This window comes from Paraburkholderia rhynchosiae (assembly GCF_002879865.1).
In the GTDB taxonomy this organism is placed as follows: domain Bacteria; phylum Pseudomonadota; class Gammaproteobacteria; order Burkholderiales; family Burkholderiaceae; genus Paraburkholderia; species Paraburkholderia rhynchosiae.
The window spans coordinates 1-16,221 of record NZ_PNXY01000050.1 but is presented as its reverse complement, the minus strand read 5'-3'; the positions used below and the strand labels follow the sequence as shown (position 1 = coordinate 16,221).

The window sequence follows — 16,221 nt, the reverse complement described above, 5'->3', positions numbered from 1 at the left end:
CGCTCTCCCGCAACGCGCGGCGCTGAGGCATGCCAGCACGCCGCGCGACCCAGTATCCGCCGTCGTCCTTGCGTCTGTCAAACGGCCAACATACACCTGTCGGTGCGCGCAACGCCTACACTGAAACAGGCGAGCGCCGTTGTATGTCTTAAGCGCTCAACGGGAAAACAGGTTCCGGCGGTGACGCGATGGACATCGAACTGTGGCTGCGCGAACTCGGGCTTGAGCAGTACATGCAGGCATTTGCCGACAACGACATCGATGCGTCGGTGATGCCTGAGCTCACCGATGCGGACCTGAAGGAACTCGGCGTGCGCTCACTGGGGCATCGCAAGCGGCTGCTGGCGGCGATAGTGCAGAAATCGTCGTCCACGGCACAGGCTTCTGTCGACCAGTCTGTCGCGCGAGCGGACGAGCGCAGGCAAGTCGCAGTGCTCTTCGCCGACATCTGCGGCTATACGGACCTGAGCCGGGCACTCGATCCGGAAGAACTGCTCGTTGTGCTCGGCGGCTACTTCGAGCAGGTGGATGACATCGTCGTTCGACATGGTGGTCACATCGACAAGCATGTCGGCGATTGCGTCATGGCGGTGTTCGGCGCGCCGCGTTCGTACGGAAACGATCGGGAGCGCGCAGCGCGGGCCGCACTCGCGATCATCGACGCGATGCCGAATCTATCCCGAACGCTGGTACGCCCGCTCTCCAGTCACATAGGTATTGCGGTCGGCCAGGTCGTCGCAAGCGACACGGGCAGCGCGGCGCATCGCGAGTACACCGTGACGGGCGAAACGGTGAACCTCGCGTCGCGTCTGACCGACGCGGCCGGACCGGGCGAAATCCTGATATCGGAAACTCTGTGGCGTCCGCTGGCTGACCGCATCGCGTGCGAAGCCCGTGGCGCACTTGCCGTGAAAGGCTTCGCCGAGCCCGTTCCCGTGTGGCGTCTCACCGGTCTTCGACGTCCGTCTGCGAGTCGACCACTCTTTGGCCGCCGCGACGAACTGCGCCAATTTCGGGCGATACTCGAATCATGCCGGGAGACGAGACGCGGCCGCGTTGTTCGTCTGCGGGGTGAGCCTGGTATCGGCAAGACGCGTCTGGTCGAGGAATTCCAGCGGGAGGCAAGGGGGTTAGGCTTCGTGTGTCACACGGCGTTCGTGCTCGACTTCGGTTCGCGAGCCGGTCGCGACGCGATCCGATCACTTGTGCGTGGGCTCCTCGCGTTCGACGACGCCAGCCATGAGGAAGCCGCCACGTCCGCCACGACGCGAGCCATCGCCGACGGTCTGGCGGACGCCGGTGATGCGCTTTTCCTCAACGATCTGATAGAGGTGTCGCAGCCGCCCGGACACCGGGCGGTCTACGAAGCCATGAGCAACGCGATGCACGTTCGAGGCCGGCAGGATGTGATGGCCAGGCTAGTGCAACGTGCGAGTTGCGCGCAGCCTCGATTGCTCGTGGTCGAAGACATTCATTGGGCGGACCCATCGACGGTGCAGGACCTCGTCGAACTCAGCCTGGCAGCGGCGGATTGTGCGGCCGTGCTAATGCTGACAACGCGGTCGCAAGGCGATCCGCTCGACTCGTCATCGGGCGCAGCGGCAAGCCCGCCGTGCTCGCTATTCGATCTAGGTCCTTTGAACGACGGCGACTCCCGCCTGATGGCCGAGTCGTTTTCCTGTGCAACCGATCTGGTGGCGCGCTGCGTTAAGCGGGCCGCGGGTAATCCGCTCTTTCTCGAACAACTGCTCAGCAATACAGAGAAAACGGCAGAAACGGGCGTGCCAGGTTCGGTGCAAAGTCTGGTGCAAGCGCGGCTGGATGGCCTCGATCCCGTCGACAAGACCGTCTTGCGTGCGGCGTCGGTGTTCGGCCAGTTCTTCGAGCCGGAGGCGATCAGCCACATTCTCGAACGCACGGATGTGACGTTGGAACCGATGGTGAGCGCGCGCCTGCTGCGTCGACAGGGCACCGGATTCATCTTCCATCACGCACTCATTCGGGACGCCATCTATGACGGGCTGCTGAAGAGCCAACGCCGCGAGTTGCATCGACGCGCCGCGCAGTGGTTTGCGCAGCGCGATACCGTACTGCGCGCCGAACATCTCGATCGGGCAGGCGACCGTAACGCGGCTCGCGCTTATTGCGACGCGGCGCGCTCGCAGGTGGCCGGCTACCGCCATGAATTTGCGCTTCAGCTTGTCGAACGCGGGCTTGCATTAGCGGATGCCTGTGCCGACCGCGTCGCGCTCGAATTGCTCCGCGGCAACATCCTGCATGACATCGGCGCCATGACGTCGGCGCTCGGTGCGTTCGAAACGGCGCTCGCGGCGGCGACGACCGATGCAGAACGTTGTCACGCATGGATTGGACGCGCTACGGTCAAGCGGGTCATCGACGATCTCAACGGCGCGTGGGCGGATCTCGACTGCGCGGCCGCACTGGCTGCAGCTGAGCGTCTCTCGCGAGAACAGGCACGCATTCACTTTCTGCGCGGCAATCTCTGCTTTCCGCGCGGCGACAGCGACAGCTGCGTGCGCGAGCATGAACGCAGCCTTGCGCTTGCGCGCGAGGCCTGCGACTACGAACAGGAGGCCGCCGCGCTGGGCGGGCTTGGCGACGGTGAATACATGCGTGGACGGATGATCAGTGCACATGACGCATTTAGCCTTTGCATCGAGCTCTGTCAGCGCCACGGCTTCGGACGAATAGAGGTCGCCAATCTGCCGATGCGCGCGATTACTGCGTGGTTTGCCGGCAAGGCGAGCTCCGGGCTCGACGCGGCCCTCGCAAGCGTCGCCGCGGCGGAGAAGGTCGGGCATTTGCGGGCGCTGGCCGTCTCTCATCATGCCGCGTGGCATTGTCTGCACGATCTCGCGCAGTGGGACCGTGCGTGGGAGCATGTCGGTCCGGCGCTGAACTGTGCGCGCGAACTGAAATCAAGGCGCTTCGAAGGCGAGGCGCTTGCGTTTCGCGCGGAACTGCATCGGGTCGCCGGGCGCCGGCGGGAGGCGCTCGATGATATTGCGCAGGCGCTGGCGATCAGCCGCGAGACGGGCATGGCATACCTCGGCGCGTCGTATCTGGGCACGCTTGCGCGCGCGACCGACGACGTCGCCATCTTCGAGCGGGCTATCGAGGAGGGCGAGGCTCTGCTTGCAGCCGGGGCGGTGAGCCACAATCACTATCTGTTTCGGCGTGACGCGATCGAAGCCTGTCTCGAGCGCGGATGGTGGGATGCGGCTGCAGCCCATGCTGCGGCCCTCGAGGGGTACGCCCGTCGCGAGCCGTCGCCGTTTTCCGTATTCGTCGTCGCACGGGCGCGCGCGCTACTCGCCTGCGGGAAGGGAAACCAGGTCGGGGCATCGCTCGACGAACTTCTGCGCCTGAAAAAAGAAGCGCAAAGGCTTGGAGCACTGCACGGTCTTCCCGCAATAGACGATGCGCTATCGCACCGTGAGTTCAGGTGACCTGGTGCACGAGGCAACCCCGCTCGTATTAGCCGTGGGTATTTCCGGAGGTGCGCATTTTCCGGTGGTTGGCGAGAGTCGTTGCAGTGCTCGTTGCTGCACTGCCCCGAGCATATGGGCGGTGCAGCGTCCGCGGATATCGGTCAATGACGCGTCTGGCGGCGTCCACCGCGCGAATGCGTTTCGCAATGGGTGTCTGAAGTACTCCAAAGGTCGTCGATTCGGCGACGACCCGAACGGCTAGCTTGGGTCGGTTTCGGGCGACCGCATCTGCTCGATCGGACTTATTCGTCGCACGCGGGATCCGGAGCGCCATCCATCGACCGGCGGTGGTCACGAAACGCCCGGGCGTCTAACTCCTCCATTACCGCCCAACTTCAACCGCTAGAATTGTGGTTTCAGCCCGGAGTACGCCCCATGTCTTTTGCCTCCCTTGGCCTGATTGATCCATTGCTGCGTAATTTGCGGGATCTGAATTACCAGACACCTACGCCGGTGCAGGCCAAAGCGATTCCTGCCGTACTCAGTGGCAGGGACCTCATGGCTGCGGCACAGACCGGCACTGGCAAAACGGCGGGTTTTGCGCTGCCGCTGTTGCAACGGCTGGTGCAACATGGCCCGGCGGTGTCCAGCAACCGCGCACGTGTCCTGGTGCTGGTGCCCACGCGTGAACTGGCTGAACAGGTGCTGCAAAGCTTTATCGATTACGGCAAAGGCCTGGACTTACAATTTCTGGCCGCGTACGGCGGGGTGAGTATCAACCCGCAGATGATGAAGTTGCGCAAAGGCGTGGACGTGCTCGTCGCCACGCCGGGCCGTTTGCTCGATCTCAATCGACAGAACGCAGTGCAGTTTGATCAGGTACGAACGCTCGTGCTGGATGAGGCCGACCGCATGCTTGATCTTGGCTTTGCGCGCGAACTCAACGCCGTCTTTGCTGCCTTGCCCGCTCAGCGCCAGACCCTGCTGTTCTCTGCCACTTTTACCGATGATATTCGCGCCATGGTGGCGAACATTCTGCACGACCCGGTCAATATCAGCGTGAGCCCGCCCAATGCCACGGCTAGTAAGATCAAGCAGTGGGTAGTGCCGGTGGATAAAAAGAACAAGCCTGACCTCTTCATGCACCTTGTGGCTGAGAACAACTGGGAGCACGCGCTCGTGTTCGTCAAAACCCGCAATGGCGTGGATTACCTGGCCGCCGAGCTGGATGAAGCGGGCTATGCGGTCGACACTATCCATGGCGACAAACCGCAACCCGCGCGCCTTCGTGCGCTAGAGCGCTTCAAGACGGGCGAAGTACATATACTGGTAGCCACCGATGTGGCTGCGCGCGGGCTGGATATCGACGACCTACCGCTGGTGATCAACGTTGATCTGCCGGTCGCGCCGCAAGACTATGTGCACCGTATTGGCCGTACCGGCCGGGCGGGCGCTAGCGGCGTGGCGGTGTCGCTTGTGTGTGCCGATGAAGCGCCGCAACTGGCCGCGATTGAAGCGCTGATCGGGCGAACGCTGCCCCGCGAAGAAGAGCCGGGCTTTGAAGCAGAACACCGCGTGCCGCAAACCAGCGCGACGGGCCAGATCATCAAAAAACCCAAAAAACCCAAAAAGCCTAAGAAGCCCAAAGTGTCACAAGCTGCGTCGGGCGCCATGCAGGTGCTCAGCAAAAAACCGCGCCCGCAAAGTGGCGAAAACAAACGCAAGTTTACGGCGCAGCGCGCGGTGGCCGCGGGTAAAGGCACAAGCGTGTCCAGCGCTAATCCATTCAGCGTGCAAAAGCCACGCAGCAAACCGGCCGGCAAGTCAGCTGCGGGTTCGCGTAAGCCGGCTGGCAGACCAGCTGATGGCCGAGGTAAACGCCAACCCTGATTCGTAGGGATGAATGACGCCAGCCTTTGAACTGGCTCTGCATTCGGCCCCGTTGGCAGGCAGCGGTGCGGCTTCGGCGTGAATGCGGTCGGAGGATAACGACGCACCGAGTTCAAGATCAGTATCGACTTCGGGCGCGAACGGACGCCGAAAACGTGCGTAGCGAGCGTCCGATCGTGTCGGCTCTGGCGAGGTCCTGAGGATGCGGCGTCGCCGGGCCGCGGCTCGAGCCGGGAGTGGGCCACCAGCGTTGCAATGACGCATAAGCTGACAACACTTCGCTCGCCTCCGATTCGACAGTTTGCGCCACAGCCAAATTGAGGCCCCTCTCGCGGGCGGTAACGCCGCGGCGCATGCGCAGCCACGACGCGGCGCTTATTTCTGTCGAGTCTCGTCGTGGAACTCGACATCCTCGATCACGTCGCCGATATCCATGCGCTGGCCCGTGCGCTCGCGCACCTGTTGTTCGTGCATCTGCTGTGCGCGCATTGCCTGCTCACGAATTCGTTTGCGCAGATCGCGTGTTTTCCACCAGACGAAACCGCCGATCACAACCCCTGCTCCAAGCACCACTGCCAGCATCACGAGCGAAACGGCGAACCCCACGACCAGCAGCGCAGCGCCTATTACCACCGCTAGTGCCTTTGCCAATAAGCTCCGCGGACCAGGACGCATAGTTGCGCCGCTCTGCCCGAGCCTCTCCTGTTGCTTGTCAAATTGCATCGCATCTCCAATCGCGGTTTTCCCGGGGGCGGTTTCAAGGGTGAAGTGCAACAGCGAGATTAACGCCTGGAGGTTTGAGGTTGATTCGCTGATACGAGGGTCGTCCCTTTCGCACCAAGCCGCCGTGCTATCGCTCAGTATGGCCGAAGATCCGGTCGAGCGCCGCGAGAATGGCCTCACGTCGATCTGAAAGGGAACCGATGCACTTGCCGAGAGCGTTCAAGGGGACCGCGCTCATGCCGGGCGTATCAAGGAAACATTCTTCGGTGGGGACATCGAAAACGGGAGGCGGGTCGATTGGTTTGCCAGAGAAGGGGAGACGTCGGGCAGGTCGCAGAGGAACCATGGTACGCGCCGGCAAAATGCCGACATGGCTGCCTTGCACGTCGAGCAGGTAAGGTGCAAGCTTGCGAGTCTTAATGTCGGGGTTCGTGTAGAGGTCAAACCGGGTCCGCAGGCGGCCATCCGCCTTCCCGAGCGGCGCAGAAAGCGCCAGATTTGCCAGCTTGCCGAACGGTGCATGCAGAAGTCTTGCGAAACTCCGTCGTCCTGAAATGACCCCCTTCGCGTGGCTCATGGCTCGAATCCCTCCAGCCCTGTGGTAAGCGCCCATGCCGCTCGGCCCAACGCCCACGAACGGCAGATCATCCTGCGCCAAATGCATGACTGTATTGTTGATACCGACATTGCCCGCTGTGGTGCGCTGAAGCAGACGTTCACATTCAGCGTCCCTCGCGCCGAAGTAATAAAGCACCAGGCGGCGCGGCTGTCTATTCACAAATCGATGACCTCGGTGCCACGCTCGCTGCAGCGGGCGGATCGACCTGCATACCTCTCAAACAGGCTTGCCAATGCTGGTGATCGGTGCTGCGCGAAAGTCGGGCTTTCGCTCGGGGCTCGCTATGGAAAGTGCCCTGCGGACGCCTTCGGCTTCGAGGTTAGCGGCGTACACTGGTATGGCGGGCTGTTGACGTCAAGACTCGTCAAGCAGGCCGGCATCGATGCCATCAAATCCGAGTTCGTCGAGGAGCCGGATGGCCTTCGCCTTGTGCGCCTCATCGTCACCAGCGACCGGCAATGCGATGCGGCCGGGCGCGTGCCGGTTTGCCCTCATCAAGAAGACTGCGCCAGTGCAAGGTGTTGATGGCCTTCAGCACGGGTCGTCCAAGCTGGTTTGCCACCCAACGGCTTTCAGCCATGCCGTCTTCGATCGCATCGATCCGGCCGTCGCGCTCTCGAGGATAGTAGTTTCCGGGACGACGGCATCGGGGCTGACACCGTCGAAGAGGTTCTTTTCGGCAGATCGGGAATCTTCGATTCCGGTATGGTGAGGAAAACGATTCACCGCTGCGGGACGCCTCATGGACGATCACCGCTGTGGCGCCGGTCTCGGCGGCCAACTCCACAAGCGATGCCGGACCACGCGAGTTGGCAACGAAAACTTTGTGTCCCAACTTCGACAACCGGCGCGTCAGCGTGCCGCCGATGAGCCGGTCCCTATGATTCCAATATTCATGATATCGGTCCCTATGCTGTTGACAGAGGCGGTTCTGGCCAGCGCGCACCATCTTCATACTCTCGCTAGCTGTCAGGAAAACCAACAATTATAGTTTCACGCCCATGCTCGCCAGGAAGGTTTCCATACGGTTGTCAACGTCAGCCTTCGTCTCCGCCCACGCGGGCGACGACTGCAGAAGACTGTCATGCCAGGCGATAAGGTTCGGAAATTCCTTGAACGGAAACTTCGCACGATCGACCTGGGAGCAAGGCCCCGCGATGTCGATATCAGCAAAGGTCAACGTATTGCCAACGATAAACGCGCGGCCTTGTCTGGAATTGATCGATGTGTCGGCCGTGGCCTTGTCAGCCAGGCTCGATCGACACCTGGTCGGAATAAAAACGTAAGACCCGAAACCGTTATGTCTTCTGTTCTTCTGCGGAATGAAAGTGGTGGATAAATTTGACGCAGTGCGCGTGTTCGTGCGCGTCGTCCAAAGCGGGAGCTTCTCGCATGCAGCACGGGACCCGAACGTCAGCCAGCCGACGGTTAGCAAACAGCTAGCTGTGTTTGAAGCGCGTCTCGGGACGCAACTCCTGGCGAGAAATTCCCGCGCCCTTGCCGTGACGCCCGCAGGACAGGACTATTACGAGGCCATTGTTCAAATCCTTCAGGATCTCGACTTCGTCGAAGAGAGAGTCCTTGAGGGGCAGTCGGCCCCCTCAGGGCTGGTGCGGGTGACCCTCTCGCCGGCCTTCGGACGGATGTTCGTTATACCGCGGCTATCGGAATTCAGGAGACGTTTCTCCGACGTCGCGATCGAAATGGAAGTCTCCGGGCGGCAAGTCGACCTTATCGAGGAGGGGATAGACGTCGCGATCCGCATCGGCCGGCTTTCGGATTCAGCACTCGTCGCCCAGCGCATCGGCGACATGCGGATGATAACCCTCGCTCCACCGGCTATCTTGCCCAACACGGCACGCCGCAAACGTTAGATGAACTACGCACTCACCAGCGTATTAGCTATGTCTATCAGGGAGATATCATCGGGTGGGGGTTCCACGTAGACGGCCGGCAGGTCACGGTCGACGGAGGGGGAGCGTTCCGCACGAATGATGCCGAGCATGTCCACGGCGCGGTCATCGCGGGCCTCGGCATCGCCGAACACGCGAGTTGGTTGTTCACGGATGTGCTGGCCTCCGGCGACGTCGTACGAATTTTGGACCAGCATGCGCCGCCGCCCTTTCCGATCAACGCTGTTGCTGTTGCCGGACGGCGCATGCCCTCCCGAGTGCGGCAATTCATCGACTTCCTCGCTGCGATTTGCGCCGACGGGGCGGAACTAAGGATAGGCGGCGGCTAGCCCGTCATGCAGCAGATGGCTCAGGCTTCGCCCTGCACAGGAGGACGCTGAACAGGCCCTCGTCGTCAGTCCAGTCGGCCATTGGCGACCACTCCGCTGCACCAGCATCAAGGTATGGGCCGAGAAGTCCTGCAGAGAGGTGCCGCGCTGCCGTGCGGCAAAGCCTGGCCCCGATCAGTTTGCCGAATAGGGTAGGGCCTTGGTCTAGCGTTGGCGTCGCCGTCGCCGTCGCCGTCGCCGTCGCCGTCGCCGCCGCAGTACATACCGCTGCGGGGAAGCCTGTTAGCTAGGCCCGATTTACCGAAAAAGCTGCCGTCTACCCTGATCGAAACATCAAGACGACACCCCAAAGGCTGCTGGTCACTTGGTTCCGCTAGGTTTGCTTAGATACCCGCCGAGATGGTCAACAAAGGTTCTGAGTTTGACCGAGAGCTGGTTGCGCTCTAGATAGATCGCGTGGACATTGGCATTCGGCAACTCCCAGTCGGTCAGCAACGGCACGAGTTCGCCGCGGTCGAAATGTTCCTCAATCTCCCACTGTGATCGCACGGCTATCCCGCGACCTTTGAGTGCCCAATGAAGAACGATGCTGCCGTCGTTGCTGGACAACGCGCCATCGACCTTGACCATTTCCGTGCGCTTTCCACGAGAGAAATGCCATGTGCCGTAAGCTGATTCGTTCTCGCGGAGCACGACGCACGCATGTCGCGTTAGATCTTGCGGCGCGCACGGTTTGCCGTGCCTTGCCACATAGTCAGGCGATGCGCACACAAATCGCCGGTTTTTGAGCAAGAGCCGCGCGTTGATGCGTGCATCGGGCACTTCACCGAAGCGGATTCCGAGGTCGAAGCCCTCTTCCTGCAGACTGATCGGGCGGTCCGTCAGATGCAGGAGAATCTTCATGGCGGGGTAGCGCGCGACAAAGTCCGACACCGCCGGCGCAATGCGCGCCCGCCCGAATCCAAATGACGCGTTCACGCGAAGCAGGCCAGTTGGTTCGCCTCTGCTTCGTGTGACCAGGTGCTCCAGCTCCAACAGCTCACCGAGAAGACGCGAGCCGCTCGACAGATACAGCTCGCCTTCGGGTGTGAGACTCAGACGCCGCGTCGTGCGGTTCATCAGACGCACGCCAAGTCGGCGCTCCAGTTGCGCCAGCCGCTTGCTGACCGCGGGCGGCGTCACCCCTAGCTCGCGTGCAGCTGCCGCGAGGTTGCGATGTCGCGCCACGAGCGCGAACAGCTTCAGGTCTGAGAAACCATCCATCTTCATGCTCCCTGTTTCACTGATTCGTTCCCACGGGTAACGATTGGAATGCCTTTTTGGAAACCGAATCGGCAGATTCATCAATTAGACTGGAATTGCGATCAGGAGACAACAATGTTCGATGGTTTCAATCACGTGTCGGCGATTGCCGACGATGTACCTATTCACGCGATTCAGGGAGGCTGCGGTCCCGCACTTTTGCTCTTGCACGGGCATCCGCAAACGCACGCGATCTGGCACAAGGTCGCTCCGGCGCTGGCGGAGCATTTCACAGTGGTCGCCGCCGATTTGCGCGGTTATGGCGACAGCGGCAAGCCGCCAGGCGAAGCTAATCACGCGAACTACGCGAAGCGTCGCATGGCGCTCGATCAGATTGAGCTTATGCGCGGTCTGGGCCATGAAGCCTTCGCGGTGATCGGCCACGATCGTGGCGCACGCGTCGCCGTGCGGATGGCGCTCGATTATCCGCAGTCCGTCACGCGACTGGTGACGCTGGATATCGCACCGACGCTCGCCATGTACGAGCAAACGTCCCTGGAGTTTGCGCGCGCTTACTGGCACTGGTTTTTCCTCGTGCGGCCGGCACCATTTCCTGAAACCCTGATTCGCAGCGACCCGGACCTGTATCTCCGGCAGACGATCGGTGCACGCAGCGTGGGGCTCGCGCCCTTCACCCGTGAAGCCTATGCGGAATATCTGCGTTGCCTGTCGGACCCGGCGACCGCTCACGGCATCTGCGAGGACTATCGCGCGTCGATCGGCTGCGATCTCGACGACGATCGCGCGAGCCTCGCCGCAGGCGAGCAGATTCGCTGCCCGATGCTCGCGCTCTGGGGTGCCGAGGGCGTAGTGGGGAAATGTTTCGAGCCCCTGCGCGAATGGCGTAGCTGGGCGCCCAATGTAGAGGGTGGCGCGCTGCCATGTGGGCACTACATCCCGGAGGAGGCGCCCGCCGCACTGCTCGAACGCGTGATGCCGTTCCTTCAGGCCAGCGTGGCCGCATGACCCTTCGATTTCTCAAACTGTTCCGACTGCCATGCACAGACGCACTCTCTATCAGAAGCTGGTCGAATCTCATACCGTCAGGCGGATCGACGAAGACACCGTGCTGCTCTACGTCGATCTTCACGTGATGAACGAATATACGAGCCCGCAGGCGTTCAGCGGGCTGGAAGCGCGCGGCCGGCCGGTACGTCGGCCGGCCCAGCAACTCGCGGTGGTGAGTCACATCATCCCGACGCACGCGGAAAGCCCGCGCGTGATTCGCGACGCCGCCTCGCTGCATCAGGCGGAGAACCTCGCGAGGAACTGCGCGCGCAGCGGCATCCGGCTGTTCGGCGCCAACGATCCCGAACAGGGTATCGAACATATCGTCACACCCGAACTCGGGCTCGTGCGTCCTGGCATGGTGATCCTGTGCGGCGACAGCCATACGACCACCTACGGCGCACTCGGCGCGCTGGGTTTCGGCATCGGCACATCGGAAGTGGAGCACGTGCTCGCGACGCAGACGCTTGTGTATCGCGTCGCCCGCACGATGCGTATCCACGTCGACGGAGTCTTGCCGTTCGGCACCTCGTCGAAGGATCTGATCGTCTGGATTATCGGCCGCATCGGTGCGCAAGGCGCTCGCGGCTATGCCGTCGAATTCACCGGTTCGACCTTCGACGCCATGTCCGCCGAAGCGCGCATGACGCTGTGCAATATGACCGTCGAAGCGGGCGCGCGCGCCGCGCTGATCGCGCCGGACGAGACCACATTCAATTACGTTCGCGAGCGCGCTGGCTTTTCGGCCGGGAAATGGCGCGAGGCACGGCAGGCATGGCGCACTCTGCATACCGACGACGGCGCCATCTACGACACGCAGTTCGAGTTCGACGCCAGCCGGCTCGCGCCGTGCGTGACATGGGGAACGAGCCCGGATCAGGCCATGGAAATCGACGCGCTCGTGCCCGCGCCGCACGATTTCGACACTGCCGAAGGCGTCGCATCCGCGAAACGCGCGCTCGAATACATCGGACTGAGCGCGCATCGGCCGATCGCAGGTACGCCGGTCGATCGTGTCTTTATCGGCTCGTGCACCAATGGCCGTATCGAGGATCTGCGCATGGCGGCGGGCGTGGTCGCCGGCAAGCATGTCGCCACGGGCGTGCGGGCGATGGTGGTGCCCGGTTCCGGCCGCGTGAAGCGTCAGGCCGAGGCGGAAGGCATCGCGCAGGTGCTCGTCGACGCCGGCTTCGAATGGCGCGAGCCCGGCTGTTCGATGTGCCTCGCGATGAACGACGACGTACTCGCAGAAGGCGAGCGCTGCGCGTCGACCACCAACCGTAATTTCGAAGGCCGGCAGGGACGCGGCGGCCGAACGCATCTGATGAGTCCTGCCATGGCTGCGGCGGCCGCCATCGCCGGATGCATTACCGATGTTCGCACGATGGGGAGCACGCAATGAGTACCTTGACGCATATCGCGGGCAGCGTGTTGCCGCTGCCGGTCGAGAACCTGGACACCGACCAGATCATGCCCAAGCAGTTTTTGCGCATCGTCGACAAGGCCGGTCTCGCGGACGGTCTGCTGTACGACCTTCGCCACGACGGCGAGGGCAAGCCGCGACCCGATTCGATCCTGAACGACCGCCGCTATCGCGAGGCGAAGGTGCTCGTCGGCGGCGCCAATTTCGGTTGCGGTTCGAGCCGCGAGCACGCGGTGTGGGGACTTCAGCAGTACGGTTTCGTGGCCGTCATCGCGCCGAGCTTCGCCGAAATCTTCTACTCGAATGCGATGAACAACCGGCTGTTGCTGGTCCAGCTGCCGCGCGCCGTCGTCGACGCTCTGGTGGTCCGTGCGCTGGCCGACCCTGCGACTCTCGTGAGCATTGATCTCGACACGCTCACGGTCGGACTGCCAGACGGCGAGCCTTGCCCGTTTCCACTGGGCGCGCGACATCGGGCGATGGTCATGCAAGGCATCGACACGACCGATCTGACATTGCAGGACGAAGCCGGCATCGAGGCCTTCGAGCGCCGGCATTTCGTGGACAGTCCATGGGCGGCCGTGTTCTGAACACGCCGGGCCACGGCAAGGCGAAGAGTGGTGTGCACGCCACCTACAAATCTGACAACGGAGTGAGACATGCAACAGCCAACGGTAAGAACCCCGTTCTACCGGATCCTCTACGTGCAGGTCGTCTGCGCGATCGTGCTCGGTATCGTATTCGGCCATCTCTGGCCAACGCTTGCCGAGGGTGCCAAGCCGCTCGGCGATATGTTCGTGAGGCTGATCAGGATGATTATCGCGCCGGTGATTTTCTGCACCGTGGTCGGCGGTATTGCGAGCATGCGCGATATGAAGGCAGTCGGCCGGGTGGGCGGCAAGGCGATGCTTTACTTCGAGGTCGTCTCGACTTTCGCGCTGGCGGCCGGGCTCATCGCCGGTCATCTGCTTGAACCGGGCGCAGGCTTTAACGTATCAGTCGCGTCGCTGGATGCCTCGGCCGTCAGCGGCTACGTGTCGAAGGCGGCGCACGGCGAAGGACTGATGGGATTCCTGATGCACGTGATCCCGGAGACCTTTCTCGGTGCGTTCACGCAGGGCGACATTCTGCCGGTGCTGTTCATTGCCGTCCTGTTCGGATCTGCGCTCTCGCTGCTGGGCGAGCGGGCGAAGCCGATGAACGATCTGATCGAGTCCGCTACGGCCGCGATGTTCCGCGTGGTGGGCATCATCACGCGTATAGCGCCGATCGGCGCGTTCGGCGCAATGGCCTTTACGGTTGGCAAGTACGGCATCGTCTCTCTGCTGCCGATGCTCAAGCTCATCGCCACGTTCTATCTCACGGCCGGCTTTTTCGTGCTCGTGGTGCTGGGCACCGTTGCGCGCCTGATGGGGTTTGGCATTCTCCGGTTTCTCGTTTTCATCAAGGAGGAACTGCTGATCGTGCTCGGCACCTCGACCTCGGAAAGCGCGCTGCCGCAACTGATGAGAAAGCTCGAAGCACTGGGCTGCGCACGAGCGGTGGTGGGCCTCGTCGTGCCTACTGGGTATTCGTTCAATCTCGACGGCACGAACATCTATATGACGCTCGCCGTGCTGTTTCTCGCGCAGGCGACCAACACGCACGTGACACTCACCCAGGAGATTACGCTGCTCGCGGTGACGATGCTCACCTCGAAAGGGGCAACGGCCGTGGTGGGCGCCGGTTTCGTCGCGCTGGCGGCGAGTCTGTCGGTGGTGCCGACCGTGCCCGTGGCGGCGATGGTGCTAATTCTCGGCATCGACCGCTTCATGGCCGAATGCCGCGCGCTGACAAACATCATCGGCAATGGCGTTGCGACCATCGTCGTTTGCGCATGGGAAGGGCAGCTCGATCGCACGCGATTGAAGGACGTGCTGGAAAACCGGGGGGCGCGCTACCTCGACGAAATACGGCTGACCGAATCATCGACCGCTTCCGTCGACGACAACAAACCGGCATTCACGCAGATGCGATAACGCCTTGCACAGGAGGAGACAACGATGAAAAAAACCATCTGGCCGCTGGGCTTTGTGGCAGGCACCATGCTCGCGCTCGCACCCGTCGTGCAGGTCTACGGGCAGGGCAGCGTAACGTTGTATGGTGTGATCGACGCGGGCATCGGCTATTCGAACAATGTCGCGCCGGCGCTCGGCGGCGCCGGTGGCCATAAGTTCCAGCTGACGTCCGGCGTCGGGACCGGCACGCGCTTCGGATTGCGCGGAACCGAGGATCTGGGCGGCGGCAACACGGCGCTCTTCGTGCTCGAAAACGGCTTCAGCGTTGCGAACGGAACCCTGCTTCAGGGCAGCAGGTCGTTCGGACGACAGGCGTACGCCGGACTGTCGAACCCGCGCTTCGGCACGCTGACGTTCGGGCGACAATACGATTCCGTGGTGGATTTCGTCAGCCCTTTCACCGCGGCGAAGCAGTGGGGCACCCAATACGGCGCTCACGTCGGTGACGTGGACAATTTGTACAACGCGTTCCGCATCAACAACTCAGTGAAGTTCACGAGTCAGACCTGGCGCGGGTTCACGCTGGGGGCGTTGTATGGCTTCAGCAACCAGGCGGGCGGTGGCAGTGGCAATGGTTTCGCCAACGACCGCGCGTGGAGCGTGGGCACCAGCTATCGGCTGGGCGGGTTCTCCGTCGGCGCGGGTTATCTGCTGGTGAACAATCCGTCGTCGGGAAATACGAACGGGAGCAACGCCGGCGGCGCCGTAGCGGGCGACTATACCGCCGCGACGAACATTTTCTATGCACGCCCGGTCACGCGTCAGGCCGTCGTGACGGCGGGCGCGGCGTATCGGTTCGGGCAGGCGACCGCCGGGCTCGTGTACAGCCATAGCAAGCTGGATTACACCGACCGCTCATCATTCGATATCCATAATATCGAAGCGAATCTCGCGTTGCGTCTTCAACCGGCGCTCGTGGCAGGGCTCGCCGCGATCTACAGCGACGGATTCGTCGACGGCGCACGCGGGATAACCAATGTCGCCACGACGACCCATCCGCGCTGGTTGCAGATCAACGTCGGAACAGACTATTCGGTCAGTAAACGTACTGACCTCTATGCCGCTGTCGTATGGCAGAAAGCCGAGGCCGGCGCCGCAGTCGCCGCAGTCGATGCGGTTGGCGGGCCGACTGGAGCGGGTGGCCGTTACCAGATCGCGACGCAACTCGGACTACGCTCTAAGTTCTAGAATGGACGTCCGAAGTCTTGGGCTGCGTTGGTACGTTGCCCGTGAGGCTGCCATCGATGATGGGCCTCTACTCTTGGCTCAGCGATTGGCATCGCAGCGTTGCGCGTGAAGCGCACCGAAGTGCTGAGACGCCGAATGGTCACGAGCACGCGCGGGCCTGCGGCATTTGAAATGCCTGTCGTAGCTTTAGTACTACAGCCGTAGATACGCCGGAGGCACGCCACCGCGTCGCCGGTAGTGACATTGCTGGGCGCGGTATTGATGTTGACGCCGCCAGATTGACCACGACATCACATGCTCAATGGAGTGGAGCGTTC

Annotated in this window: 15 protein-coding genes; 10 read left to right on the top strand and 5 right to left on the bottom strand. The window is 62.3% G+C overall.

What is annotated here, in order from left to right; translation table 11 throughout:
- The first annotated feature begins 188 nt into the window (after nucleotides 1-188).
- Entirely contained in the window at nucleotides 189-3,470 is a 3,282-nt protein-coding gene (locus tag C0Z16_RS34130) for an adenylate/guanylate cyclase domain-containing protein (RefSeq protein ID WP_102636401.1), read from the top strand.
- 417 nt (nucleotides 3,471-3,887) lie between these two features.
- Nucleotides 3,888-5,342, top strand: a complete 1,455-nt coding sequence (locus tag C0Z16_RS34125; protein WP_102636400.1) for a DEAD/DEAH box helicase — start codon at nucleotides 3,888-3,890, stop codon at nucleotides 5,340-5,342.
- Nucleotides 5,343-5,717: 375 nt separating this feature from the next.
- Here the strand turns inward: C0Z16_RS34125 and C0Z16_RS34120 are convergent, their stop codons facing one another.
- Together C0Z16_RS34120 and C0Z16_RS39120 are read right to left on the bottom strand one after the other, a co-directional pair.
- On the bottom strand, nucleotides 5,718-6,065 hold the full coding sequence (locus C0Z16_RS34120; protein ID WP_102636399.1) for a M48 family metallopeptidase: 348 nt from the start codon (nucleotides 6,063-6,065) through the stop codon (nucleotides 5,718-5,720).
- A gap of 127 nt (nucleotides 6,066-6,192) precedes the next feature.
- Nucleotides 6,193-6,819 carry a CcdB family protein gene (locus C0Z16_RS39120; RefSeq protein ID WP_244201463.1) on the bottom strand — a complete coding sequence of 209 codons (627 nt, stop codon included), beginning with the start codon at nucleotides 6,817-6,819 and terminating at the stop codon, nucleotides 6,193-6,195.
- Between C0Z16_RS39120 and C0Z16_RS39115 the strand changes: the two genes are divergently transcribed.
- Nucleotides 6,724-7,209 (top strand): hypothetical protein, encoded by a 486-nt coding sequence (locus C0Z16_RS39115; RefSeq protein WP_244201467.1) that lies wholly within the window; start codon nucleotides 6,724-6,726, stop codon nucleotides 7,207-7,209. The genes C0Z16_RS39120 and C0Z16_RS39115 overlap by 96 nt on opposite strands.
- Here C0Z16_RS39115 and C0Z16_RS39690 read toward each other — a convergent pair.
- Both C0Z16_RS39690 and C0Z16_RS39420 read right to left on the bottom strand, forming a co-directional pair.
- Nucleotides 7,127-7,633, bottom strand: coding sequence for an NAD(P)-binding domain-containing protein (locus C0Z16_RS39690; RefSeq protein WP_244201465.1), 507 nt, complete (start codon nucleotides 7,631-7,633; stop codon nucleotides 7,127-7,129). The two genes, C0Z16_RS39115 and C0Z16_RS39690, sit on opposite strands and share 83 nt — an antisense overlap.
- Nucleotides 7,634-7,669: 36 nt before the next feature.
- Nucleotides 7,670-8,119, bottom strand: a complete 450-nt coding sequence (locus C0Z16_RS39420) for a glutathione binding-like protein (RefSeq protein WP_102636409.1) — start codon at nucleotides 8,117-8,119, stop codon at nucleotides 7,670-7,672.
- On the opposite strand from C0Z16_RS39420, the gene C0Z16_RS34100 reads away from it, so the two are divergent.
- Together C0Z16_RS34100 and C0Z16_RS39685 are read left to right on the top strand one after the other, a co-directional pair.
- Complete coding sequence (locus tag C0Z16_RS34100; protein WP_244201461.1) at nucleotides 8,016-8,558, top strand: LysR family transcriptional regulator; 543 nt, start codon at nucleotides 8,016-8,018, stop codon at nucleotides 8,556-8,558. The two genes, C0Z16_RS39420 and C0Z16_RS34100, sit on opposite strands and share 104 nt — an antisense overlap.
- A gap of 23 nt (nucleotides 8,559-8,581) precedes the next feature.
- Entirely contained in the window at nucleotides 8,582-8,926 is a 345-nt protein-coding gene (locus C0Z16_RS39685; protein WP_407070724.1) for a LysR substrate-binding domain-containing protein, read from the top strand.
- A 360-nt stretch (nucleotides 8,927-9,286) separates the two neighbouring features.
- Here the strand turns inward: C0Z16_RS39685 and C0Z16_RS34090 are convergent, their stop codons facing one another.
- Complete coding sequence (locus C0Z16_RS34090) at nucleotides 9,287-10,189, bottom strand: LysR family transcriptional regulator (RefSeq protein WP_102636408.1); 903 nt, start codon at nucleotides 10,187-10,189, stop codon at nucleotides 9,287-9,289.
- Nucleotides 10,190-10,303: 114 nt separating this feature from the next.
- Between C0Z16_RS34090 and C0Z16_RS34085 the strand changes: the two genes are divergently transcribed.
- From C0Z16_RS34085 to C0Z16_RS34065, 5 genes are all read left to right on the top strand, one after another.
- Nucleotides 10,304-11,194, top strand: a complete 891-nt coding sequence (locus C0Z16_RS34085) for an alpha/beta fold hydrolase (RefSeq protein ID WP_102636395.1) — start codon at nucleotides 10,304-10,306, stop codon at nucleotides 11,192-11,194.
- 31 nt (nucleotides 11,195-11,225) lie between these two features.
- Nucleotides 11,226-12,638, top strand: coding sequence for a 3-isopropylmalate dehydratase large subunit (gene leuC, locus C0Z16_RS34080; protein WP_102636394.1), 1,413 nt, complete (start codon nucleotides 11,226-11,228; stop codon nucleotides 12,636-12,638).
- Entirely contained in the window at nucleotides 12,635-13,249 is a 615-nt protein-coding gene (gene leuD / locus C0Z16_RS34075) for a 3-isopropylmalate dehydratase small subunit (RefSeq protein WP_102636393.1), read from the top strand. The genes leuC and leuD overlap by 4 nt, the downstream gene beginning before the upstream one ends.
- 69 nt (nucleotides 13,250-13,318) lie before the next feature.
- Complete coding sequence (locus tag C0Z16_RS34070; RefSeq protein ID WP_102636392.1) at nucleotides 13,319-14,677, top strand: dicarboxylate/amino acid:cation symporter; 1,359 nt, start codon at nucleotides 13,319-13,321, stop codon at nucleotides 14,675-14,677.
- A gap of 24 nt (nucleotides 14,678-14,701) precedes the next feature.
- Nucleotides 14,702-15,904 (top strand): porin, encoded by a 1,203-nt coding sequence (locus C0Z16_RS34065; protein ID WP_102636391.1) that lies wholly within the window; start codon nucleotides 14,702-14,704, stop codon nucleotides 15,902-15,904.
- Nucleotides 15,905-16,221: the final 317 nt, after the last annotated feature.